This window comes from Spiroplasma endosymbiont of Othius punctulatus, assembly GCF_964019505.1.
In the GTDB taxonomy this organism is placed as follows: Bacteria; Bacillota_I; Bacilli_A; order Mycoplasmatales; family Mycoplasmataceae; genus TIUS-1.
Genome location: NZ_OZ026449.1, coordinates 568,038 through 593,613, shown reverse-complemented (window position 1 = coordinate 593,613; position 25,576 = coordinate 568,038). Strand labels below are relative to the sequence as shown.

Annotated in this window: 21 protein-coding genes and 1 pseudogene; 19 read left to right on the top strand and 3 right to left on the bottom strand. The window is 30.2% G+C overall.

Annotated features, from left to right (window positions below):
* Positions 1 to 10: 10 nt before the first annotated feature.
* From pyk (AACL07_RS02870) to AACL07_RS02830, 9 genes are all read left to right on the top strand, one after another.
* Positions 11 to 1,471, top strand: coding sequence for a pyruvate kinase (gene pyk, locus AACL07_RS02870; RefSeq protein WP_338983128.1), 1,461 nt, complete (start codon positions 11 to 13; stop codon positions 1,469 to 1,471).
* Between the two features lie 80 nt (positions 1,472 to 1,551).
* Positions 1,552 to 2,988, top strand: coding sequence for a pyruvate kinase (pyk, locus tag AACL07_RS02865; RefSeq protein ID WP_338983126.1), 1,437 nt, complete (start codon positions 1,552 to 1,554; stop codon positions 2,986 to 2,988).
* Between the two features lie 118 nt (positions 2,989 to 3,106).
* The gene (locus tag AACL07_RS02860) at positions 3,107 to 3,835 is read left to right on the top strand and encodes an ABC transporter ATP-binding protein (protein ID WP_338983124.1); all 729 of its coding nucleotides are present in this window, start codon (positions 3,107 to 3,109) and stop codon (positions 3,833 to 3,835) included.
* A complete protein-coding gene (locus AACL07_RS02855) occupies positions 3,816 to 5,102 on the top strand; it encodes an FtsX-like permease family protein (RefSeq protein ID WP_338983122.1) in 1,287 nt (428 codons plus the stop codon). Before AACL07_RS02860 ends, AACL07_RS02855 begins: the two co-directional genes overlap by 20 nt.
* Before the next feature lie 110 nt (positions 5,103 to 5,212).
* On the top strand, positions 5,213 to 5,626 hold the full coding sequence (locus AACL07_RS02850) for a hypothetical protein (protein WP_338983120.1): 414 nt from the start codon (positions 5,213 to 5,215) through the stop codon (positions 5,624 to 5,626).
* Positions 5,627 to 5,630: 4 nt separating this feature from the next.
* Positions 5,631 to 6,623, top strand: a complete 993-nt coding sequence (locus AACL07_RS02845; protein ID WP_338983118.1) for a DUF1700 domain-containing protein — start codon at positions 5,631 to 5,633, stop codon at positions 6,621 to 6,623.
* Between the two features lie 34 nt (positions 6,624 to 6,657).
* A complete protein-coding gene (locus AACL07_RS02840) occupies positions 6,658 to 6,939 on the top strand; it encodes a PadR family transcriptional regulator (protein ID WP_338983116.1) in 282 nt (93 codons plus the stop codon).
* Between the two features lie 265 nt (positions 6,940 to 7,204).
* The gene (gene thrS, locus AACL07_RS02835; RefSeq protein WP_338983114.1) at positions 7,205 to 9,160 is read left to right on the top strand and encodes a threonine--tRNA ligase; all 1,956 of its coding nucleotides are present in this window, start codon (positions 7,205 to 7,207) and stop codon (positions 9,158 to 9,160) included.
* Between the two features lie 42 nt (positions 9,161 to 9,202).
* Positions 9,203 to 10,450 carry a formate/nitrite transporter family protein gene (locus AACL07_RS02830; RefSeq protein WP_338983112.1) on the top strand — a complete coding sequence of 416 codons (1,248 nt, stop codon included), beginning with the start codon at positions 9,203 to 9,205 and terminating at the stop codon, positions 10,448 to 10,450.
* Between the two features lie 83 nt (positions 10,451 to 10,533).
* On the opposite strand, the gene AACL07_RS02825 is transcribed toward AACL07_RS02830, so the two are convergent.
* Positions 10,534 to 11,805, bottom strand: a complete 1,272-nt coding sequence (locus AACL07_RS02825; RefSeq protein WP_338983110.1) for a hypothetical protein — start codon at positions 11,803 to 11,805, stop codon at positions 10,534 to 10,536.
* A 104-nt stretch (positions 11,806 to 11,909) separates the two neighbouring features.
* On the opposite strand from AACL07_RS02825, the gene AACL07_RS02820 reads away from it, so the two are divergent.
* From AACL07_RS02820 to AACL07_RS02790, 7 genes are all read left to right on the top strand, one after another.
* Positions 11,910 to 13,823: an ABC transporter ATP-binding protein gene (locus tag AACL07_RS02820; protein ID WP_338983108.1), complete on the top strand. Its 1,914-nt coding sequence runs from the start codon at positions 11,910 to 11,912 to the stop codon at positions 13,821 to 13,823.
* A 9-nt stretch (positions 13,824 to 13,832) separates the two neighbouring features.
* On the top strand, positions 13,833 to 14,138 hold the full coding sequence (locus AACL07_RS02815) for a PTS lactose/cellobiose transporter subunit IIA (RefSeq protein ID WP_338983107.1): 306 nt from the start codon (positions 13,833 to 13,835) through the stop codon (positions 14,136 to 14,138).
* A 149-nt stretch (positions 14,139 to 14,287) separates the two neighbouring features.
* Entirely contained in the window at positions 14,288 to 15,241 is a 954-nt protein-coding gene (locus AACL07_RS02810; protein WP_338983105.1) for an ROK family protein, read from the top strand.
* Between the two features lie 9 nt (positions 15,242 to 15,250).
* Entirely contained in the window at positions 15,251 to 16,606 is a 1,356-nt protein-coding gene (locus AACL07_RS02805) for a hypothetical protein (RefSeq protein ID WP_338983104.1), read from the top strand.
* A gap of 17 nt (positions 16,607 to 16,623) precedes the next feature.
* The gene (locus AACL07_RS02800) at positions 16,624 to 18,885 is read left to right on the top strand and encodes a PTS transporter subunit EIIC (protein WP_338983103.1); all 2,262 of its coding nucleotides are present in this window, start codon (positions 16,624 to 16,626) and stop codon (positions 18,883 to 18,885) included.
* Positions 18,886 to 18,896: 11 nt separating this feature from the next.
* Positions 18,897 to 19,208, top strand: coding sequence for a hypothetical protein (locus tag AACL07_RS02795; protein ID WP_338983102.1), 312 nt, complete (start codon positions 18,897 to 18,899; stop codon positions 19,206 to 19,208).
* A 37-nt stretch (positions 19,209 to 19,245) separates the two neighbouring features.
* Complete coding sequence (locus AACL07_RS02790) at positions 19,246 to 21,696, top strand: PTS transporter subunit EIIC (RefSeq protein WP_338983100.1); 2,451 nt, start codon at positions 19,246 to 19,248, stop codon at positions 21,694 to 21,696.
* Between the two features lie 19 nt (positions 21,697 to 21,715).
* Here the strand turns inward: AACL07_RS02790 and AACL07_RS02785 are convergent, their stop codons facing one another.
* Positions 21,716 to 22,369, bottom strand: a complete 654-nt coding sequence (locus AACL07_RS02785) for a hypothetical protein (protein WP_338983098.1) — start codon at positions 22,367 to 22,369, stop codon at positions 21,716 to 21,718.
* A 221-nt stretch (positions 22,370 to 22,590) separates the two neighbouring features.
* On the opposite strand from AACL07_RS02785, the gene infC reads away from it, so the two are divergent.
* The 3 genes and pseudogenes from infC to rplT form a co-directional block, all read left to right on the top strand.
* Positions 22,591 to 23,190, top strand: a complete 600-nt coding sequence (gene infC / locus AACL07_RS02780) for a translation initiation factor IF-3 (protein ID WP_338983096.1) — start codon at positions 22,591 to 22,593, stop codon at positions 23,188 to 23,190.
* Positions 23,156 to 23,344: a 50S ribosomal protein L35 gene (gene rpmI, locus AACL07_RS02775; RefSeq protein ID WP_338983094.1), complete on the top strand. Its 189-nt coding sequence runs from the start codon at positions 23,156 to 23,158 to the stop codon at positions 23,342 to 23,344. Before infC ends, rpmI begins: the two co-directional genes overlap by 35 nt.
* A gap of 18 nt (positions 23,345 to 23,362) precedes the next feature.
* Positions 23,363 to 23,713: pseudogene (gene rplT / locus AACL07_RS02770) on the top strand (50S ribosomal protein L20); the annotation flags it as partial.
* Between the two features lie 798 nt (positions 23,714 to 24,511).
* Here the strand turns inward: rplT and trpS are convergent.
* Positions 24,512 to 25,504, bottom strand: a complete 993-nt coding sequence (trpS, locus tag AACL07_RS02765) for a tryptophan--tRNA ligase (RefSeq protein WP_338983092.1) — start codon at positions 25,502 to 25,504, stop codon at positions 24,512 to 24,514.
* Positions 25,505 to 25,576 lie beyond the last annotated feature (72 nt).

The window sequence follows — 25,576 nt, the reverse complement described above, 5'->3', positions numbered from 1 at the left end:
AAAAATGGCAATGAAAAAACTTGACTTTGAATTCTACGAACCAGAATTTCTAGAGCAAAAAAATAAAAGAACTAAAGTTATTACAACTATTGGTCCAGTAACAAATAGTATTGAAAAAATTAAAGCACTATACGAATCAGGAATGAATGTATGTAGATTAAACTTTTCACATGGTGCTCAAGATCAACACATGAAAACTATTGAATATATTAGAGAAGTACAAAAACAATTACAAAGACCTGTATCAATTATGTTAGATACAAAAGGGCCAGAAATCCGTTTGGCTACAAATAAAGAAGGTGTATTAAAAGTTAAGGCTGGAGACGAATTTACAATTGTTTCTGATGTTACATCTTTTGAAAACAAAAGTTGTAAAGATAATCAATTTGCTGTGTCATATGACATGTCACAAGATTTAAAACCAGGAAACAAAGTTTTAGTTGATGACGGTAAATTACGCTTAGATATAATAAAAGTTGAAAAAGAAAAAATACATGTAAAAGCATTTAATGCTCATGATGTAAAAAGTAACAAAAGAATTAACCTGCCAGGTGTAGAATTTTCATTACCATTCTTAGGTGAAAAAGATAAGTTAGATATTGAATTTGGTGCAAAAGTAAAAGTAGATTATATTGCAGCATCATTTGTAAACAATGCAGCAAACGTAAATGAAATTAGAAAAATATTAAAAGACCACAATGGTGAACAAATCCAAATTATTTCAAAAATTGAATCAAAAATTGGATTAGTAAACATTGATGAAATTATCGAAGCTGGTGATGGAATTATGATCGCACGTGGAGACTTGGGACTTGAAGTTCCATATTACGAAGTTCCGTACTGAGAAAAAAGAATTATTAGAAAATGTAGAAAAGCAAACAAAATATGTATCGTAGCAACACAGATGCTTGAATCAATGACTGATAACCCAGCCCCAACAAGAGCTGAAGTTACAGACGTTTATTTAGCAGCAGAACTTGGGGCTGATGCTACAATGTTATCTGGTGAATCAGCTGCAGGACTATATCCTGAAATTACAACACATGTTATGTCAATGATTAACAAACGTGCTGAATTAGCTTTCTATGGTAAAACATATTACGATCTTGCTTTAGAAATGGCAATCAGAACAACTGATGGTCCAAAAGCTAAAATATCAGAAAACCTTACAAAAAAATCAAGAGATGGTGAGTATGAGTTTGCAATCGTAGCTTCTCGTACAGGTGGATTATTGAAAACAATTTCAAAATTCAGACCTAATTTAACAATCCTTGGTGTTTGTGAATCAAAAGAAAACTATACAAAATTTGGTGTATGACATTCAATCTTTATGAATAAAGTTGAAAGTATTGAAGATGCATTTAATTCTGAAGAAGCATTAAACAAAATAGCAAAACATTGAGGAGCAAAAACTGGTGAAAAAGTTCTTGTTGCAAGAAAAGATAAAACATGAGAAATCTTAGTTAAATAAGATTTCTTTTCTTTTGCACTATATGTATTTATAAATATTTAAGGTTTTGCTATAATGTACTTATATTTAGGAGAAAAATTATGAAAATTTATGACTTTACAGGTAAAGTAAAAAGAACAAAACTTATTACAACAATTGGACCATCAACTCATTCAGAAGCTAAAATAAAAGAGCTTTTTGATAATGGTATGACAACTGTTCGTTTGAATTTCTCACATGCTGACTTTTCAGAACATGGTGAAAGATTCGAATGAGTTAAAAACATAAGAAAAAAAATTAACAAACCAATTTCAATACTTTTAGACACAAAAGGTCCTGAAATCCGTGTTGGAAAATTCCAAGGTGGAAAACAAGAAATTAAAAAAGGTGCATCTGTAACTATTTACACAAACCCGGCAGAATTCACAACTAAAGAATGTGGACCAAACGAAATTCAAATGTCATATGACATGGCTAAAGACGTTAAAAAAGGTGATGTAGTTTTAATTGATGACGGAAAATTAACAATGTACGTTACATCTGTTAAAGGACAAGTTGTTGTTTGTGACGCGTTCAACACACACGTAGTTAAAAATAACAAACGTGTAAACTTACCAGGAGTTCAATTTTCATTAGACTTTTTAGCTGAAAAAGATAAAAACGATATTATTTTTGGAATTCAAAACGGAATCGATTACATCGCAGCTTCATTTGTTAATACAGCTGCAAATGTAAAAGAAATTAAAGAAATATTAAAAGAACACAATGGAGAACACATCCAAATTATTTCAAAAATTGAATCAGAAGTTGGAATTGACAACATCGATGAAATTATTGCTGAATCAGCAGGAATCATGATTGCACGTGGAGATCTAGGATTAGAAATTCCATACCAAGAAGTTCCATACTGAGAGAAAAAAATCATTAGAAAATGTAGAGAAGCCGGTAAATTAGTTATTGTCGCTACTCAAATGTTAGAATCAATGACTGACAACCCACAAGCAACAAGAGCTGAAGTAACTGACGTTTACTGAGCTACAGAACTTGGAGCTGACGCTACAATGTTATCTGGTGAATCAGCAAATGGTGATTTCCCGTTCATTACAACAAAAACAATGTCAACAATTAACCAAAGAGCTGAAGTTGAATTCTACAAAAAGTTATACTACGCAAAACAACTAGAAATTGCTAGAAAAACTTCAAGTGGACCAAGAGCTGCAATTGCTGAAAAATTAGCAACAATGTCAACTGATGGTAAATACGAATATGCAGTAGTTGCATCTCGTACAGGTGAATTGCTAAAAACAATTTCAAAATTTAGACCAAATGTAACTATCTTAGGAGTTACAGCTGACGAAAAATTATGAACAGCGTTTGGTGTATGACACTCAATATTTATGAACTTAATAACTGATCTAGATAAATTCAAAAAATCTGAAAAAGAAATTATTGAAATTGCTAAATTATGAGGTGCTAAAAAAGGTGAAACAATCTTATTTGTTCACAATGATAACATCACAGAAGTTAAAGTTAAATAATGAAATTAAACCAGTAAAATGGTTTATTTTTTTTATGCAAAAAAACTTCTTTTTAAAAAATACTTGACTACTTGACAATGTAGGGTATATGATATTATATATTAGGTAGGAGAAACATATGAAAGTGATAGAGTTTAAAAATGTTAAAAAGGATTTTGGCAAATGAAATATCATAAAAGATATATCAGTTGAATTTGAGAAGGGTAAGACTTACGCAGTTATGGGACCATCAGGTGCTGGTAAGACAACTTTTTTAAACTTAGCTAGTGGTTTAGAAAAACCGACAAGCGGCGAGATTATTATTAATACAAAAAACGTTGGAGAAATGAAAGAGCCAAAACTAACAAAGTTTAGAGTTAAAAATATATCTTATATTTTTCAGGACTACAACATAATAGATTATCTGACTGTTTATGAAAATGTTGTATTAAGTATGAAACTTTCTCACAGTAAAATTGATAGCTTAAAAGTTGAAGAAATATTAAAGCGAGTTAATTTATTTGAATTAAGAAAGAAAAATGTAATGCAATTATCTGGCGGTCAAAAACAACGTGTTGCAATCGCTCGTGCATTAATAAGTAACAGTGAGATCATTTTTGCAGATGAACCAACTGGTGCACTAGATTTAAATACTAGAGATGAGGTTATTGAGTTATTATCTGAAATGAGTTCTATATACAAGAAAACATTAATAATAATTACACATGATCCTAAAGTTGCCACAATTGCAGACAAGATTGTTTATTTCTTAAGTGGAGAAATAAGCTCAGTTGAAGATAAAGAAAGTGCTGAAAATATTGCCACAAGATTATTGGAATTAGAACACAATGTGAACAATAGTAATTAAGCACATTAAAAAAGATTGAAAAACAATCATAGGGTCTTTTGTTACAATGTTGGTTTCAACGGTATTGGTTATGGCATTTGTAATGATGTTTGCATCAGCTTTACTAGTTAAAGAAGATGCGGAAATGGCTATTGCAGTGTTTTCTTCACTATTTGGAATGGTTGTAACTATCGCTTTATTCTCACTATTTAGTGTAACCAAATTTTCAATTAAACTAAGAAATGATGATTTAAAAAACTTAAGAATACTTGGCATGTCAACATGCCAAATTGGAATAATGTTATTATTTGAAAATTTAATAATGGTTTTACTCTCATTTGGATTTGCGGTTTTATTATCGCCATTAATTACTACAATGGTAGTTGAATATTTAATTGATAGTAAAATGCTTCAAGAATCATTTGAGGTATCTAACTTACTTTGAATTAAAGCGTCTGCTAGTGGAGGGTTATTGTTGTTCATTATAATGGTAACTTGAATGTCAACTTCGGAAATTAAAAAAATTTCAATTTCCGAAGCAAGGAACCCATTTCAAGAAAAGAGCTTAGTAGCTAAAATAATTTGTATTGTTCTTGGAATAATGTCAATTGTTGGAGCGATTCTAATGATGACTTTGACAAAAAACGTTTTAAAAACAGAGGGTGGTGTTGGAATCATAACTGGAGCTATTAGCGCATATATATTTGGATTTTGTTTACTTGCGTCAACAATTTCGACATTGGTTCTAAGGGCGTTCAAACATATGACAAAAGGATCGTTTGCGATATCTATGTCATTTAGTGCGATGATTAAAAACATAACTAGAATAATAGTCCCAATTTCATTAATGGTATCAACAATGGTATTTATGTCATTTGTTTCAAATATGAATGGAATAGCGACTCTGGGATTTGGTCCAATTGAAGGCCAATCACCAGCGCCGCAATATATTTTATTTATAGTGTTTGCAATATATGGGATTATTATTATCAGTAATTCATTGCAATCTTATCTATTCGATAAAAAAAGAACATATCGTCAACTGATGGTATTAGGTATGAAAAAAAGCCAAATAATAAGAATGAATTTAAGAGAAATGGTTTTTATAATTGTTGTCGGATTATTGTTTGGAAATGGGGTAGGTGTGCTATTCAATGTGGCGTATTCACATGCTTTATTAGGTGAAACAATTTGAATTTACAACTGAGATATGTTTTGAATAACTTCATCTGTTGCGGTTGTTCTTATAACTTTGAACTATACAATTCCGCTATTAAATATAAAATAACCAATTATTAAAATAACAAATTAACTAAACTAATTTCAAGTAGATATTTAAAATTACTACTTGAAATTATATGGTGCCAAACTTAATATAAGTAAACAGGAGATAAACTAATGGAACCAAAATTAAAAGCAATTAATGCACAAAGAATTAAAATAACTATTGTATGTTTGATTATTCAAACACTAGTAACAATGAGCCTATTAATAACAGCTATATCAATTAGTGTAGGGGGTGCGTCAACTGAATCTATAGTAACAACTTGATTCTTTGCGCTGTACTTTCTATATGCAAACATATGATTAGGATTTGTATTGGCATATGACCTTGCAAACAAAATTAATAAAAACAACGAAATGAAATTATTGTTTTCAGGAATTGGATCTATCATTAGTATATTTTCACTAATTGTTTGAGTTGTATACATCAGAGAAATGTATTTTGAAAAAAAATATAGTATTGATTTATTAGAAGAACCAAAACAAAAACAAACTGATGATGAAGAAAATTCATCAGAAGGAGAATAAGAATATGAGAGCAGAAACCTCATTTCTAAAACAACTTGATTATGAACTTAGATTTTTAAAACCAAAAGATAGAGAAGAATTTACTTCTAATTATCGTTTGCAAATCTATGATCGTTTTACAAGTGGTGAAAAAATAATTGATATTATTGATGGTCTTGAAAGTCCAGAACTAATTGCAAAAAATATTTACAATGAACTAGAAATTAATGTTGATCAACTAAAAGCAGGATCGTATAAAACTTCAGGAATAATGAAAATACTCCTAGGGATAACAACGATAATACCCCAAGGTGTTGTGTTCATATTAGCTATTACATCTTTGATATTGTCAGCAACTTTTGCTATCACAACATTATTCATGGTGATAATGTTGTGAATTAACTTTCAACCACTACAAGCAATTGGTGGAACACTATTATCAATTGGACTTCTTCCGTTATTTTCAATTTTGTTTTACTACATTTGAACTCAAATTTATAAATTTGAAAAAATGTTTTTCAAGATTTCAGTCGAACTTATGTTGAATAAAGAGTTTAAGATGTCAGTAAAAGAAAAAGAAGTGAAAGATAGAAAAATATTAAAAATAGTAATGATTAGTTTATTTACAGTTTTCACTGTTACTGGGGCAATTGGGTCATTTAGTGGTGATAAAACAATCGGTGGAGCATCTCTTTCAAAAAATATGATTAATTCATTTGAAAGAGATGTTAAAGACTATGAGTTCAATGGTGAAATCTTAAATGTTGAATATGATGAATTAGAAAATGACAGTTGATATGATATCGTCTTTGTTCCTGATGTAGACATTCATGGCATCCGAATTCAAAATGATCATAACTACAAGTCTTCACTAACATTTAACTACAAGCTTGTAAAAACAAATCAAGCTAATGGATATGAAATAGTGATCATTGATGTTCCGTGAAGTCTAGTAATCTTTAATATATCAAGCAGCATTTACACAATAAAATATAACCCAAATGAAGTAGAGTTTTAATTTGGACACTCAATTAAAAAAAGGGGTCCTTGATATGATTATTTTGGACCTCCTAAAAAAACGTGACTATTATGCGTATGAACTAAATAAAGTATTGAATAAATTTATTCCAATTAATGAATCAACTGCGTATGCTATTTTCAAAAAATTGGTAGACAAGGGGTTTGTTTCATATTATTTAGCTGAATCGACTGCTGGTCCTGTTAGGAAATATTATAAGATAACAAAAATTGGTTTATTGCAGCTTGATGAATATTTAAATCACTGACATGAATTTATAACTACGGTTACAACATTTATTGATGGAAATAAATAATAAAATAAAACCCTAAACGGGTTTTTTTGTTTTTGGTATTAAAAAAATATTTTTACTTTTTTTACTTGAAAATATAAAAAATTATTGTAATATTATGTTGTGGGAAACCACACAAATAGTCAAGTAAATAAAAATTTAACAAACTCCTAATATTTCATGTGTTTATTAAATGTGTATAGAGATAACTGTTCTTAAATGGTTATCTTTTTTATTCAAAGATAATGTATTAATATAAAATAAATAAATAAAGTATATGGAGATGGTTATGAAGATATCACTTTTAGATGGCAAACAATTAGAGTTAAAAGATGGAATGTCTGTTTTAGACATTGCAGAATCTATTGCGCCAAGTTTGAAAAAAGTATCTGTTGGCGCTAGTGTGGAAGGGAAAATGGTTTCACCATTTTTTAGAGTTACAAAAGATTCAAAAATTGAGATCATTACGGATAAATCAATTGGATATGAATATGCAAAAAAATATAGTTCTAAAATTGCAACAATGATTTCAATCAAAAGAATGTTTGATGATGTACAAATATCATCAATGTACAAAAAAGAAATTAATGATTTTGAATTTGGAGTTTCTTTTAAATTTAAAGAACAAATTAAATTAGAAGATTTAAAAACAATTCAAAAAGAAATATCAAAGACATTAAAAGAAAGCAAAGTAATTGAATTTGTATCTGATGAAGTTTCAAAATTCGAAAAAGAGCTATTAAGTTTTTATGGAAATAAAGAAGTAGTTAAATACATAATTCAAGAATCAAAAGAAAATGGATTTGTTGTAGTTAAATATGACAAGTATCATTTTGTTTTAACTGCACCAGTTGTCCTAAACTTTGCAAAGTTAAAACAAATTGAACTAATTAATCTAACAGGTGAATACTGATTGGGTGATGCTAATAATGACATGTTCCAAAAGATTCATGGAATCACTGGTAGTGCTGATGAAATCAAAGCTACAAAAGATATGCTTAAAGACCGCGAAGAACGTGATCACAGAACAATTGGTAAGAAGTTGGACATCTTTACAATTAATCCAATTCTTGGTCAAGGAATGGCTGTTTGACTTCCAAACGGAACAACAATTAAAAATGAAATCAAAAACTATTTAAAACAAAAGGAGTTTGAATATGATTTTGTACCAATTGAAACTCCAAACTTGGGATCAAGAGAACTATATGAAACTTCAGGTCATTGAGCTCATTATCGTGATGATATGTTTAATTCAATTAAGCTGCCTAACGAAAAAGAACCCAAAGAAGAACTTGTACTAAGACCAATGGCTTGTCCACATCATATTCAAGTATTCAAACATAAACCAAGATCATATAAAGAATTACCTTTAAGATATTGTGAACATGCGACTTTATATAGATATGAAGCCTCTGGGGCACTTGTAGGACTAGAACGAGTACGTTCAATGGAATTGACTGATTCTCACATCTTTGCGCGTCCAGATCAAATAAAAGAAGAATTTAAAAACTGTTATGAACTAATAAAAGAAGTATTAGAAACATTCAAAATTAAAATTGATTATCTTTCACTATCTCTAAGAGATCCTGAAGATAAAGAAAAATATTATGATGATGATAATATGTGAAATAGTGCCGAAAAACAATTAGAAGAAGTACTAGATGAACTTGGTGTTAAATATAAAAAGATGCCAGGTGAAGCCGCCTTCTATGGACCTAAATTAGATATACAAGCAAAAACAGTTTTAGGACATGAAATAACAGTTTCAACTATCCAACTAGATTTCTTATTACCTATGAAATTTGATGTTAACTACTTAGATAAAAATTCAAAACCCCAACAAGCAGTTATGATTCATAGAGGTTTAATTGGTACATATGAAAGATTTATTTCAATTTTATTAGAACAAACAAAAGGGGCATTGCCGCTATGATGTTCACCAACACAAATTGAAATAATTCCTGTATTAGATAAATTCAATGATGAAGCATCAAAACTTGCAAAAGAACTAAAATCTGAGTTGATAAGAACTCACGTTGATTTGCGAGATGAGAGATTAAGTTATAAAGTTCGTGAAGCACAAATGAAAAAAATACCGTACCAAGTTATCATCGGTGAAGATGAAATTAAAGGTAAAAATATCTCATTTAGAAAATATGGTTCTAAAGAAACTGAAACAATTAAAAAAGATAAATTTATTGAAAAAATAATAAAAGAAATCAAAACAAAGTATTACAATATTTAATATAAAAACAAATAGATTTTAAACAAGGAATTCACTAAACACATGAAGTCAAGAAAAAATAATAAACCGCCTGTTGAACAACAGGAAGTTCCCAAGAAAAAAGAACGAGGGAAAGCTGGTTTATATCACGATATGAAAGATTTGGCTCAAAAGAAATTATCTAAAGCTGAATATGAAAATCAATTAAAAAATATGGATTACGACAAGGTAATGCACGGTCATGGTTATATGACTGATGGTATCCTTGGAGGATTCTCCGCATCAATCCATAAAATGGAATACACTTTCATAAAACAAATACTACTTGGTATATTCTCGGGATTCATTATTGGATTTGGTTATACAGCGTGTACATATGCAGTTATGAACTTAGGTGCAGATCAAAACTTAGTCGAAAGACTAGTTATGGCAATCATATTCCCATTTTGTATTGTTTTAATTACTTTCCTAGGTGGTGGACTATATACGTCTCACGTTCTAGCGACCATTCCGACAATGAAAGGTTGTATAAAAATAGATCATTATCTTAAGGGTATATTTGGTGTTCTTTTAGGAAACATTGTGGGAACATTCCTGTTTGTATCACTAGCTGCAATGTCTGGTATTTTAGAAGATGATGCATTCATCTCTAAAGCGCATGACATTGGAATTCATAAAATGTATAACATTGGGCATGTTATTTCAGAGTGAAGACTTGGTGGAGGAGAACATTTCCAATACTGATTGGCACTTCCTGAAAATACAGAAATTGCGGCCGGAACACCAGAAGCTGCGATTGCTGCATATGAAAAATTTGTTGCTGACAATAATTTAGGTAGATTATTTGAAACAAACTTTGATTTAGAGGGATTTGATATTTCAATCTCAGATGTATTATTAACAATGCTATTCTGTTTAGGTAGTGGAATCTTATGTAATATAATGGTTTCATCAACATTGCCGCTAACTGCGTCAACTAAATATGCATCTGCAACAGTAATTATTATCTGTTTACCAATATTCTTATTCGTTATGATTGGGCTACAACATGGTCCAGCCAATACATTCTTCTTATGAATATTCGTATGAGAATTAATCTTATCAATTGGAGATCCAAACTTCCAAATGAATACTCAAATAGTAATAATTGCATGTTTCATATTTGCAAACGTATTACCAACATTATTGGGTAACTGAATTGGTGGAGGATTGATTCTTCCAGGGTTACTACACATCATTAACATCAAATATACATCTGTATTCTTTGCTAAAACAAAATACGATATGGATCACTATACTGATGAATATTAAAAAACGCCGTTAATAAAACGGTGTTTTTATTTGTTCTAAACTTTATAAAAAAACACTATGAATTTCATAGTGAGTTAAATATATTATTGAACAATTGTTCTATTTGATTTGTATCAAAATCCTGCAACAGTAATTATTATTAATGGGATACCTACAAAGAATGCAGAAATTCCTCATCCACCAATTAGTAGACCGATATAAATAGTTCAAGTAGGGTTAGTCGCGATGTTTAATATATATAACATTGACATTACAATCCCTGCAATTGAACCCAATAAAACAACTAATGTAACTAGTAAGTAGCACATGTTATACATCGTTTGATATGGGGTATTTATATAGTGCTGCGTTTGTGTAAGTTTATATATGCCAATGCCAATTAACGTGGTGTATATAACTATTTTTACAACCTCGAATCACTTCCCATCAAATTTTTCTTGAATCTTTTTATACTCATTACTATATTCAGCATCTGAATCTCTTCTTTTAATTGCAAGGTTAGCAAAGTAAATAACAATGTATTGGAATGCTATTGTAACCAGCACTGCTCCAAATGCTACACCTAACATTAAATAAAGACTATTAGGAGTTGAAGTAAAGTTAAAGAAAAAGTAGGGTGCAGATAGATAACCAATGGCTGTCATCTTTTCATTAAATCCTGGACTATCTCCAAGGACTTCACTATTTAAGAAACACCATATCTCTTGTTGATATTCTCCACCAATACCAAGTCCATCGTGTTCGGTTGCTATGTTTTCAAATCCGATTGCATACATCACAAACATTTTTCCAATGTTTAGCAAAAATCAAGCAGCTAAGTAACTTATGCAAAATGGTGAAGCTGCTCTGTAGTATGACTTAACATCTATTTTTAATTTTGGTACAAATAATATGAATACTATGATTGATGCAAGTGGTGCAAACATATGAGCTCAAAGTGTAATGATTAATTTTTCAGGTTTTGAAAATATTACATTTGAATAAGTTTGAATGTTACTGACATCATTCAATGAGTCAGGAGTAAAGTCTGTAAATCCAGCTCAGAAGATTAGAATACACATTAAGTTAAATGCCATGAATGATATTCAACTTTGATATCCGGGTTTTCAAATACCGAACTTTCCATTCATTGCAACAATTATTGGAAAGATAACATTCATCGCACAAACTTGTGTTGTTCAAAAAGTTAGGGTGGCTACAAATCTCCATCCGTGATTCATAACTTGAAATCTTGGAGCTGGATCTATGTTACCGCTCACAAAGAATCAAATGAAGAATGCAGTGTTAATTGCTATTCCAGTTCATATTAAACCGCTTTTAAGGTTCTTATTTTTAATATCTATATAATTTCTCATAGACCTATCTTCACAAAAATAAAAAAAAATGCAAGTGTTGTGGAGCAACTACTATTAATATTTAAAATTAATTTATAATAATAGAGATATAAGGAGACATTACTATGGAAAAAATAGAGACAATTGAATTAGAAAGCAATAAACAAGTTTCTGCTCTGGTTATTGAAGACAAAATTGAAAAGCCTAAATTATTTGGTAAGTTTGAAAGTGATTATGCTTTTACACTAACTAAGTTCTTTGGTGCATTTAAAAAAGTAAGTCCAGTATTTAAAAAGCATTGATTTTTATCTACGTTATTTTTTACAAGTATAGTTTTCCAAGGTGTAGCATTTGGTATTGTTCCACTGATAGCGGGACAATTAGTGGGTGCTGTGACTTCAGAAACTGGTCATACTATATTTTTAGGAATGTCACTTTCATGAAACACAATGATATACATTGCAGTTGGAGTACTTGTATTTATGGCATTGACCGAATACTTATTAGAATATACGGGCCACAGAATCCAAAACAGAATTGAAGTTTTCCTGAGATTAAAAGCAGTTGAAGCAATGATTCGTGTTGATATGAGTTGGTATTCAAAAAATGTAATGGGTGAGACAATGTCAAAAGTTATGACGGACTCAACAGCTGCTGGTGATATGTTGACTCAATTTTGTATTAATGTAATTTATGCGTTTGTATTTCTAGTGACAATAATTACTTCAATGTTTCTACAAGATGTGTTTTTAGCCACAGTAATTACAATTATTTTAGTGATAGTGTACTTAGGTATTTTCTTAGCATTTATCCAATATAGAAGAAGTTTAATTACAGCATTTCAACGTCGATTAAAAATTGATGGTGAAATGACAGACAGGATTATGAATATAAGACTATTGAAATCATCAGGTACTGAAAATGATGAAGTAAAAAGTTTTGAAGAAAAACATGAAAAGTGAGGAGAAAGTGTCGATATCTCAATCGGGTATTCATCAATCATCGCTGTAATATCTTCAACTGTTGCACTTGTTATTCCTGTGCTTGCAATATTTTTATCAATAATATGACATAACGAAATAAACCATACTCCAATGGAAGAAGTTGTTGTGTTAATTACAAACTTTACAATGACTGCATACATGGTAAGTACACTTGCTCAGCTGATGCCTATGATCTTTAGGTTTGCTACAAGATTATCAAACTCAATTATGAGACTAGATAGAATTATTTCAATTGAATCTATCGTAAAAACAAAACCAGACTCTTTAAGAATTAAAGATACATCTGATAAAAATGAAATTGAATCTATTGAGTTCAAAGATGTTTATTTCACATATCCAGAAGACAACAAACAAATCCCAATTATTGAGGGTTTAAATATCAAATTAGAAAAAGGTAAATCATACGCTTTTGTTGGAGAGTCTGGTGTCGGTAAATCTACAATAACAAAAATGTTGATGAGATTTTATGACACAACAAAAGGTAATGTTTTAATCAATGGTGAAGATTTAAAAGATTATTTAATAACTGATTATTTAGATCATGTTGGGTATGTTGACCAAGAACCTCAAATTTTCTTCGGAACTATTATGGAAAACATAAGATATACAAACACAACAGCAACTGATGAAGAGGTGTTTAGAGCATCTAGGAAAGCTAAATTCCATGACTTTGTACTTTCAATGCCTGATGGTTATGAAACTGTAGCAGGACAACAAGGTTTCATGTTATCTGGTGGTCAAAAACAAAGACTAGTTATTGCTAGAATGTTTTTAAAAAGCCCATCATTAATAATTCTTGACGAAGCCACATCAGCATTAGATAATGTTGTTGAAAAAGAAATATTAGAATCTTTTGATGAACTATCAAAAGGAAGAACGACAGTTGCAATTGCACACAGGCTTTCTACAATAATTAACTATGATATAATTTATGTGATTGGTAGAAATAAGAATGTAATCGAAAGTGGTTCATTTGATGAACTAATGAAACAAAAAGGACAATTTGCTAAGCTATACAAGCTTGGGCAAATATAGGTAAAATATATGGATTGAGAAGCAATATCATTTGGAATTATAACTGCGTCAGGTAGTGCAAAAACAAATGCAATTAAAGCAATTGAAGCTGCAAAAGCAAAAGATTTTAAAATGGCAGACACATTAATTGAAACTGCAAAAACTGAACTTTCTGCTGCTAGAAAATTCCACATGGATGTAGTTGCAAAAGAAGCAAACAAAGAAAAAGTGGATTATAGTGTTCTATACATTCACTCAGAAGATCACATGACAAGTACTGATGTTATTATATTGATGTCACAACAAATAATTGATTTATGAAGAGAAAAAAAATAATCCTTGACGGATATTTTTTTTGTCATTTTTTATATATACATTTAAAATAACCCAATAAATGATTACATTTTTAGAGTTTGTTTTAGTTGTAAAACAGGTACTAATATAGTAAAATTAACTTATCAAAACAGAAAGAAAGAGGTATATAAATGAACAAATATGCGTTAGCAATAGATATAGGAGCCACAACTGCAAAGTGTGTTATTTTTAAAAATGATGATGTAATTAGTGAGTACTCACTAGAGACAAAAACAATGGTAAATCTTGTAACAAAAATGAAAGGTCTTTTTGTGGAAAAGTGTACTGAATTAAAAATTAACCCAAAAGATTTTGCGTTTGTAGCAATTGCAATATGTGGAATAATAGAACCAACATCAGAAAGAGTTGTGTTCTCTGCGAATTTAGATATTAAAAATTACGACTTAAAATCTGAAGTTCAAAAAGAATTTGGTATTAAAAATGTATCAATCATGAATGATGCAAAGGCAGCTGTTTATGGTGAGTGAGCAGGATCATATAAAAGAAAACCAAATTCATTAATGATGTACACAATCGGTACAGGAATTGGTGGTGGAATCATCTTAAACAAATCATTGATTTTCGGAGATAGTTCTGGATTGCCAAGTGAACCAGGTCATGGTGGTGGATTCCAAAATGTTGCTGGTTGTACTTGTGGACTTAAAGGGTGTATCGAAGCTACAACTTCAGCTACAGCTATTGAACGTAAGTTAAACTTAGTTGCAGATAAGTCAACTGCAGAATTAGGTCAATTAAAAAAAGAATTAAACAGAAAATTAACAATCAAAGATATCAACCCATTATTTAAAAGTAAAAACAAAGAAGTTATTGATGTATTTGTAGAAGCCTTGGAACCATTAGCAAAACAAATAGCAATTGTTCAACACATTATCGATATTGAAACATTCGTTATCGGTGGTGGACCTTCATTACTAGGTGAAGAGCTTGTTAACATAATCAAAACACATGTAAGTAAATATATACTTGAAGAGTTTAACAAACACTTAAATGTACAAATCTCGAAATCTGGATTCTTGAGTGGACCACTTGGTGCATTTGAGTTTGCAAAAGAACGCTTTATATAATTAATTAAAATGAAAAAATTACTAGTAGCACTATCATTTTTAGGAACAGGAGCAATAGTTGGTGGAGTTACTTTACCGACTATTGTTTCTTGTGTTCCCATTACTCATACAGGGATTTTAAAAGCGCAAATAGAAAAAGATTACATAGGAATTAATTCAAGCATCAAAGAAAAATATAATGCGATGAGCCCTGAAGAAATTCAAAGTGCATTCATGTCATTTGCATTTCCTCGAAATAAAAAAATGAACATGACTCATGGATATGACGTTATGCAATGAAGTCCAATTTTAACTTACACACCAAAAGGTGATAATACTGGATTTGATCGTAGCTTAATTAAGATGTCTGAATTAAAAGAATTACACGATTCTGATACGAGTGAGGAATCAATTGAAAATAAAAAAATGTTTATGATTTATGATGAAACACTGCGAACTTTAGCTAACGATTTTAATAAATACAAATCTCTTTTTAGAGGGTTTTATGAAAAATCATTTGTTGAAGAAGGAAGCAAGGAGACGGAATGAACTGGACAAAAAACGGCAAATTCAATAACAATAAATTTAAAAAATATATACAATGAGTTAAATTTGCAATTTAAGACTGGTAAAACTGATGTTTCACAAATTTTTATGGAAGATATTGGAACATTGTCTTTGAATACGTATTTTGAAAATGCAATTGCCTTAATAGTTTCGTTTAAAAATTCAAGTTTAAAAATTCAATCAGATGACCAATCAGAAGGTAACGACGGACCCGTTCAAGTAAAGGAGGATGGAATCTTAAAGTGAGTAAATGAATATTGAAAATATTCTTACAAACTTGGATTTTTGCCTGGCGAGTACGATGGGAGCAATAGTGACTATACTGATGAAATAATCAGAACGAAACCAATGGAAGTTTTAAGAACTAATTTATTTGACCAATCAATCAACCCGACAAAATCCAAATACTATGACCTGACACATGATATCAATATTGATGAATACTTGGATACTGAGGAATTGGATGGACATGATTTGAGATGGATGAATCCAAAGGATTTGTTAGATTATTTCAGTTCAATCATAAATCCAATGACAATTTATGGATTATCAAACAAACTACTGAGAGTGGTAAAAGATAAAAAAGAAATAATACAAGAAAAACCAAAAATAAATTTACGTTTTTCAGAATACTTGATTAATAACATTTATTTCGACCACACTAAATTTGTAACAACTAAGAATGTAAATTCAGCACAATTTGGCGGAAGTGAAATTTACACAAATAATAATCAAAGTGACACTATACCTTACAGGTTCTTGAGCGCATCACAATTGGATCTTGTTTTAGACTATAAAAATGTGAGCAAGATAAAATAAAAAAATAAAGGACAATAATGGCAGGTTTAGTTTTCAAACAAAAGAAAAGAAATAAATTTCAGAAAAAATCATCCCTAAAAACTAGGATGAAATTTTCACGTGATGAAATTAATAAACTTAAAGCCGAAATTAGAACATCAAAACGAAACCAAAAAACTCTAGACAACATATTTAGAGTTACTGTTAAGAATGTAATTTGAGAATATAAAGAAGAGGGTCGTAAGATTAGACGATCAAGAGATTTTGGTCCATATGATAAAATTAAGTCTCTAAATGATATCGCATTGGAAAAAGAAACATTAATTAATTCTCTTTCAAAAAACTTTGCAGATAGAATGAGAAAAGCTTATGATGATCATGCTAAATTAACTGATGAACTAAACCGCGAATTAATGACTTTTGGGATATATAAAGATCGTGTTAAAGAACTGACATATTCATGAACAAAAACAAAGAAAACATCTTTGACAAGAAAAATGGTTAAAGATGCAAAAAATAATTATAAATTTGCAAAACAAACTACTCATTCAAACGAAGAATATTCAAGAATTAAAAAGTACTACAAAAATAGAATTGATAATACAATTTTAGAGTTTGAAACAGTAAACCCAGAAATAACAAACGTAAGACAAAAATTAAGAAAAATGTCTGCTTATAAATTGAACAGACTAGATACCCCTGAAAAAGAAAAGTTATATGACTTATTGCTAGACATTAATGAAAATAAATATGCAGGTGCAAAACAAATTACTGAGTTAAAACTTGAATTAAGAGACTTGAAAGATCAATTTATTTATATTAAAGGTACAGTAAGTTTCAAAGAAAAAATGAAACAAACGTCACTATCTATTTCTAGTAATGCAGGTAAAGTAACTAATGTTGGGTTTATTTATGCTATTAGAAATGGGTACTTCTCATTAATGCCGCTGGTATTGTTGGGTGCCTTAGCTATATTTATGACACAAATATTTTTCAACTATGAAACTGGATTTATGTCTTTATTTATTGAACCTGATAATGAATCGGCGATAAAAATATTGGACGCACTAATTATCCCGTTTAAAACACTGTATGATTCCACATATGGAATGTTAGGTATATTACTTGCAATTTCTATTGCTTATTCACTCGCAACGTTCCACAAGGTAAATAGGTTATCAGCAATTGTTGCTACAATATTATCGTTTCTAATTATGTCTCCAAAATTCTCCCAAGACTTTAGTGTGTTTGGAACACAAGGAATGTTTGTTGGAATGTTTATTTCTATTTCTACAACCATGTTATTTGTTTTATTTTTCAAAACTAATATGTTTAACTTCTTATCGTTAAGAGCTTATGAAAAAAACCTTGCTTTGGCGTTTGTTAATGCAATATCAGTATTAATTATTTGTTTAGTATTCTCATCAATATCGGTTTCAATAATATTCATTGGTGAAGCGGTAGGGCCGGTTACTATTTTTGAAGATACGATTGTTATTACATCAATTTATGATGTGCTGCTTGTATCAATTCAAAGACCATTAGTTGATATTGTTACTGGGCCATTTGGGATGCCGATCATATTAATCTTATGACAAGCATTATGATTCTTTGGTATACATGCTTCAGGGCTATTATCAACCATAATAGAACCTTTACAATTAGAAGCAATTCAACAAAATGCTTCTGGTACTGGTGAAAATGTATTTACAAAACCATTTGTTGAAATGTTTGGTCAAAACGGTGGTGCTGGTGCAACTTTCGCATTAATAGTTGTAATCCTTGTATTCTCAAAAAGACATGAATGGAAGACGATGGCCAAGATCGCAATAATACCTGCGCTATTTGGTATTAATGAACCAATACTATTTGGACTACCAATCATCTTAAACCCAATGTTCTTTATATCATTTGTACTTGCGCCACTTGCTGGTTGCATGATTGCATATGTTGCAACAATCACTGGATTTATGCCGTACACAACAGTAATAACGCCATGAGTTACGCCAACAATTTTAGGTTCTTTCCTTTCAACTGGCGGAAGCTGAACGGCCATTATTGTTTGACTGATAACAACTACATCTCAGTTACTTGTCTATCTACCGGTTGTTTTAATCGCAAATGCTGCAATTAAAAAAGATATCGTTAGAGAAATGATTAGATTAGAAAAACGGGGCTTTAACCGATTTAAAAATGAGTATCAAGATGAAAAAAATATAAAAGACGAAGAAAGAAATGAAGAGCTTTCAAAACAGTTTGATTTAGATAACAAAGAAGACTATGCTGATAATTTGGCTTAAAAGGAGTAAAGATGAAAAGATACAAATTTTTATTAACATGTATGGCAGGAATGAGTACATCTATTGTCGTTAAAAAAATGCTTAATTTTGCTTTCGAAGAAGAGATGGACATTGATATAAAAGTATTTACTTTAGCAGAAGCAATTAGTGAGTCTGACGGATATGACCTTTGTTTGGTTGCACCACAGGTTTCATATGAAATGCAAAAATTATCTGACCACATGAAATGTAAAGTCATGTTAATAGATAAGGTCGACTATGGAAATGTAGATGGAAAAACAATTTTACAAAAAGCTATTTCTTTTTACGAAGAAGATTTCTAAAAATTAAAAATTAGCAAACAATGAATAAGGAGGGAATATGGTACACAAATTTTCAAAGTATGAAAACATCAGTAAAGTTAATGCAGAATTACTTGAAATTTTAAATCAAATTGAGATAGTCACAAAAAAAATGAAAACTCAAAAAGCTGATTTAAAAGAAATGAATAGTTCAAAGTATTCGATGAAAACACGTTTCAAAGAACTGAAAAACGAAAAGCTTATTATTTTAGATAAGAATTTTAATATTCAATTATTGCGTGCAAAAGTAAACAAAACAGATGTAAACAAAATCTATGATGATTATGAAGTCGAAAAAAGCAACACATATATTGATTACGATGAAAAATATAGAAGACGTATTTCCAAATTAGAACTTGATATTTCTGATCTTAAAAAAGGTATAAGAGATAATGGTTTAAACAGGGAGTTATTAAAAGGTAAATTTAAACTTACTAAGAAATCATTTAGAGAGCAAAGAAAAATAATTTCAAGTGTTAAATGAGAGTCCAGGAAAGACCTTCTTGAATTAAAATTCAAATATAATGTTGAGTGCCTAAATTTAACTAATCAATTAAAGACTGAATTAATTGATATTGAAAAGTATGACGCTGATTTTTTAAATATAACAAATGAATTTAGAATTCAAGAAGAGAAGGCTTTGATAGAGGCTGATGCACTATATTTAAATTATGTTGAATGTAAAAAGTTTTCAATCAAAAAAGAGAATTTAAACAACTTGGATATTAAAATTGAAGAAGCTAAAAAACTTATAAATATAAAAGCTCAAAAGATTGAGAGTGACTATAAAACTCAAATTAATGAGCAAAATAAAAAATACAAAGATCAATTTCTTGTACCTAAAACAGAATTATCAAAAGAAGAAATTAAAAAAATAAAACATGAAAACAAATTAACTATTAAACAAATTAAATTTTTAAGATACTCTGATAGCAAAGATAACTCAGTTGAACTTGCAGAATTAAAAAGAGAAAAGGTATTATACAAAGATAGTGTTTCTTCAAACAAGAACCAAATCTTGGTCGAGTTCTATAATTCAGTTGAAATTTTTCAAACAAGATATAAAAGTTTAAATGCAATTAAAATGACTTTCCTAACCGTTTTCCCAATAGTATTGCTTGGAGCATTTGTAACATTGTTTACAAGTGTTATATTTAGTACTGGAGCTGGATCTATTGTAGATACATTTGACATACCGTTATCCCATGAAATGATTTTATGAATGTCTAGAATTAGACAATTCTTTGAAGTTGTAGGGGCCGGTACTAGTGGTACTATTTCTTTATATATTGTTGTCGTTATGTCTTACAACATTTCAAAAAATTATAATCAAAATATTATTTGAGTTTCTACGGTTTCTTCAGTGATAGCATTTTTCTTGCTATCAAATAATTTTTTAGAATCACAAGCTAACTTTAATATGACAATGGGTACAGATGGGATGCTTGCTGCAATCGTTCTACCAATATTTATTGTTAAAATATTTGCTTGATTAGATAAGGTAGAAGTGTTAAAGTTGAAACTGCCAACATCAATTCCCGATGCAGTTGCCAAATCACTTAACTCACTAGTTCCGATGTTTGTTCTATTAACCGCTGTCTCATTCCTTGCTTCAGTGCTGACTTACACATCACCATTCATTGACCCATTGTTGGACGCCATTGGTGATGGATTCACGGTAAGAGGGGCCAAAACATTATCACAAGTCTTAGGTATATTTGTTTCAATACCAATGAATTTATTATTTAATTTCAATATTATTCTAGGTGTAATAATATTCGTAGGGCTTTCATCAATAATATGATGATGTGGAATTAATAGTTCGGCTATTCTAGGTGCCTTTTTATGAGGTAAGTTTGGTGGTTGAATAAATGATGGATTTGGAGATAGTTGATTTGGTTCTTCGTTCTTCGACCATATGATAAGTCTTGGTGGTACGGGTGGTACACTTGCATTAATATTTGTAGTATTAGCATTTTCAAAAAGAAATAATTGAAAAATGATATCAAAAATAGCAATAATCCCAGCATTATTTTGTATTAATGAACCGATCTTATTTGGTTTACCATTAGTGTTTAACCCAGTGCTGTTCCTACCATTTATATTAGCTCCAGTATCTGGGGTTTTAATGTATGTTGGAATTCATGGTTTTGGTATCATGGATCTAACAATTGATAAAGACATTGAAGTTCCATGAACTACTCCACCAATTTTAGGTGCTTATTGAGCTACAAATAGTTGAAGGGGTTCATTCTTTGCGGTGTTAGTGTTGATTGTTCAGTGCGCAATTTATACTCCATTTGTATTTATGGATAACACGTTGTATAAAATAACGCTTGAAAATCAAGATGAAGATGTTACATTCTCATTTAGAAAAGATGCTTTAAAAATTGGAAATGAATTAGAAGCTCATGGAGTTTCGAAAACATTAGAAAGTTATATCGACCCACAAGCAGATTATTATGATTAAAAAATAGTTCATTTTTGAACTATTTTATTTTTTTAATTTCACATATTTTTTTAAAGTCACCCAAAGAATCGGTCAGTTCACGTTTAGTGAAATTATAGTGAACTCGGTGTCGGGTATTAAATATAGAATATGTTTCTATTTCTGAAATATCATCAAAATTATCAATAATCAACTTCTCATAAAATCTAAGTTGTAGTGATTCTTTTTCCTTGTTTAATTGAGCTGTAGTTTTAAAGTCAACAAGATGTCATAGGTCATCGACATCTTTATAAAGAAAATCAAATGTGCCAGAGTAGTGGTCATTAACCATAGAGACTTCTGAGTAATATTCAGAAATATTGTTTAATTTTATGAATTGTTCAATTTGAGATTTGAGTCAACTAAATTCAGTTTGATGTGTTTTGTCGATAATGTTATCGTAGATGTGTTTACATTTGATGTCTGACTCATATTTAATATATTCACTTATACGATCATGTACGCAAGTTCCTTTATCAATTGAACGTCTTAGGACTTCTTTATCAATTGAACTAGCAGGGAATGGGTACAATAGGTTAATAAGGGTAGTTACGCTTGGCAAGTTATATGGAATCTGACTATCAACATTAATGTATTGATGTTTGTGTTTTCTAAGTTCGACTGAAGGACTTCAGTAATATTCAATTAATTTCATATCTATATATTAATGATTTGTTTTGAATTTTGAAAAAAATTAATTAATTAAAGAATATTGAGATATAATTATTTTGTTTAAAGCAAGAAGCAATCGCTCACCACTACAAATAGGACGTGGTATTAAACAAGATTAAATTAATACAAAGTGATTAATTAATATTGTTTTTCTTAAGTGTGCTGATTGTTTTAATCGCACACTTTTATTTTGGAGGAGTCAACTTGAACCCTAACAGCAACACTAATAACCGTAATCAAAAAGATGTAGAACCATTGAATAAAGCAATTAGAGCCAGAGAGGTTTTAATTATTAATGAAGATGGAACAAGACAAGGACCAATAAATAAATTTGAAGCATTGAAATTAGCCGAAGACGGTGGAATGGATATGTTACAAGTTGGTGTACAACCTAATGGGGTTGCAATTGTAAAATTCTTAGATTATGGAAAACATAAATACGAACAAAAGAGAAAACAAAAAGAAAATAAGAAAAATCAAATTCGTACTGAAAACAGAGAAATAAGATTAACAGTTGGAATCGGAGATCACGATTTAGATGTTAAGGCCAAAAAAGCACGTGAGTTTTTAAGTGATGGAGATAGAGTTAAAGTATCTCTTAAATTTAAAGGACGTGAAATTGCTTATCAAGAATTTGGATTAAATACAATCAACAAATTCTTTGAAAAAGTTAAGGACGTTGCTAAAGTTGAAAAAGAACCAAAATTAACAAATAGATTTCTAGATATGTATATCGTACCTAGCAAATTAAAATCAGGAGGTAAAAACAATGCCAAAAATGAAGACGAAAAAAGCGTTAGCTAAACGTGTAAAAGTTAAACCAAACGGAACATTACAAAGAGGGCATGCATACCGCTCTCACCTAGCACAAAACAAAACAACAAAACAAAAAAGACATTCAGAAAAATCAACAACTGTTCATCCATCAGATATGAAAAGATTGAAAGGTCTAGTCTAATATAAGGAGACATAGAAGATGGCAAGAGTAAAATTTGGAAAAGTAACTAGAGCAAGAAGAAAACGTTGAATCAAACGTGCTAAAGGTTACTATGGATTAAAAAAGGCAAGTTACAAAAAAGCCCATGAACAAGTACAACGTTCAATGGCTTATGCATTTGTTGGTAGAAAATTAAGAAAAAGAGATTTTAGAAAATTATGAATCGTACGTATTAACGCAGCCGTTAGACCATTCGATTTAAGTTATTCAAAATTTATTAACGGTATTAAATTAGCAAACATAGATATCAACCGTAAGATGTTATCTGAGTTAGCAATTCACGAACCTCAAAAATTCGAAGCAATTGTTGGTATGGTTAAAAGTGCATTAGCATCAAAACCAGCTGTTAAGCCTAAACCAGCTGTAGTTGCACCAGCTCCTAAAGTTGTTGCACCTAAACCAGTAGAAGTTAAAAAAGAAGCTCCTAAAGCTGCTGAACCTAAAAAAGTAGAAGTTAAAAAAGAAGCTCCTAAAGCTGCTGAACCTAAAAAAGTTGAAGTTGTTGAAGTTTCAAAAACTGAACAATCTGATGCTGACAAGTTCTTGAAAGAAATGGAGAAAAAATATGCAGATGAATTATCTGCAAAAACACAATCTCCTTCAGCTGCTGATTTAGAAGCTAAAAAAGAAGCCGAAGCAAAAGCAAAAGAAGCTGCTAAAAAAGAAGCTGAAGCTAAAAAAGAAGCAGAAAAAAAATTAGCAGAAGCTAAAAAAATTCAAGAAAAAGCAAAATCGGAAACTGACGTTAAAGCAAAAGCTGCCGCAAACAAAGAAGCTGATAAGTTAAAACTTGAAGCTGAAAAAGCAAATGTAGCTGCCAAAAAAGAAGCTGAAGCTAAAAAGAAAGCTGAAAAAGATGCTGCAGATGCTGCTAAAAAAGTTGAAGCAGCTAAAAAAATCAATGTTAAAGAACTTTCTGCTGAAGAAAGAGCTAAACTAGATGGATCAGCAACTATCAAAGAAAAAAGAAGTGATTTACAAAAACACTCAAACACAACTAGAAAAATGGCAATTCAAAATAAATTATCTCCAAAAGCTCAAAAAGCAAACTTGAGAGATATGACTAAAAAAGAATTAATCCAATACATGCAATTAGTTCGTGAAGAATTATCTAAAAAATAAAATCGGTTATAAACCGATTTTTTCATTTATTAATTTAAGTTTCTTATTTGATATTTCAGTTGCACGTTGTTTACCGCGATCTAATAAGTCTCGTAGTTCTTTTGTTCCAACTAAAGTATTAAATTTTGTTTGTATGTTTTCTAATAACTCGCAAACAACATCAGCTACTTCTGATTTTAAAACACCATAATTTTTCCCATCAAAGTGTTTTACAACGTCATCTATTTTTTCGTTTTTCAATGCACTATAGATTGTTATTAAATTAGATACACCAGGCTTATTAACGGGGTCGTATTTAATTAAGTTTTCAGAATCAGTTACAGATGAATTGATTTTCTTTCTTGCAACTTCGGGTTTATCAAGAAGCGAAATGAATGACTTTTGATTATCAGATGATTTAGACATCTTTTTAGTGGGGTCTTGTAAGTCCATTATTTTTGCTGTCACATCATTTGTGTATTCTTTTGGAAGTGTAAATAAATCTTTTCCATATTTATTATTCATTCTTGTTGCAATGTTTCTTGTTAGTTCAATGTGTTGTTTTTGATCTTTTCCAACAGGGACTAAATCAATATCATACAGTAAGATATCGGCTGCCATTAAGGTAGGGTAAGTAAGTAAACCAGTTGGAACTGTTTCGGTACCGTTGCTTGATTTTTTAGCAGATTTATCTTTGAATTGAGTCATTCTAGAAAGTTCACCAATCGTAGTATGACAATTTAATATTCATGCTAATTGTGTGTGGGCTGGAACTTCAGATTGAATAAACACTGTAGTTCTTTTTGGGTCAAATCCACAAGCGAAATAGATGGCAGATGCATTAGAAATTCTTAATCTCAAGTCTTTTGCATCACTTGGAGTCACAAGTGCATGTAGATCTGCAATAAACATAAACATCTCGTTATCGTTTTGCAAGTCTAGCATTGGTTTGATTGCTCCAATGTAATTTCCTAATGTAATTGTTCCAGTGGTAGTAATACCCGTAATAATTTTCTTCATAGATACCTTTTCTTAAAATATTATAGTTTAAAAAATATATATAATATATACATAATTTAATGGAGTGGGTAG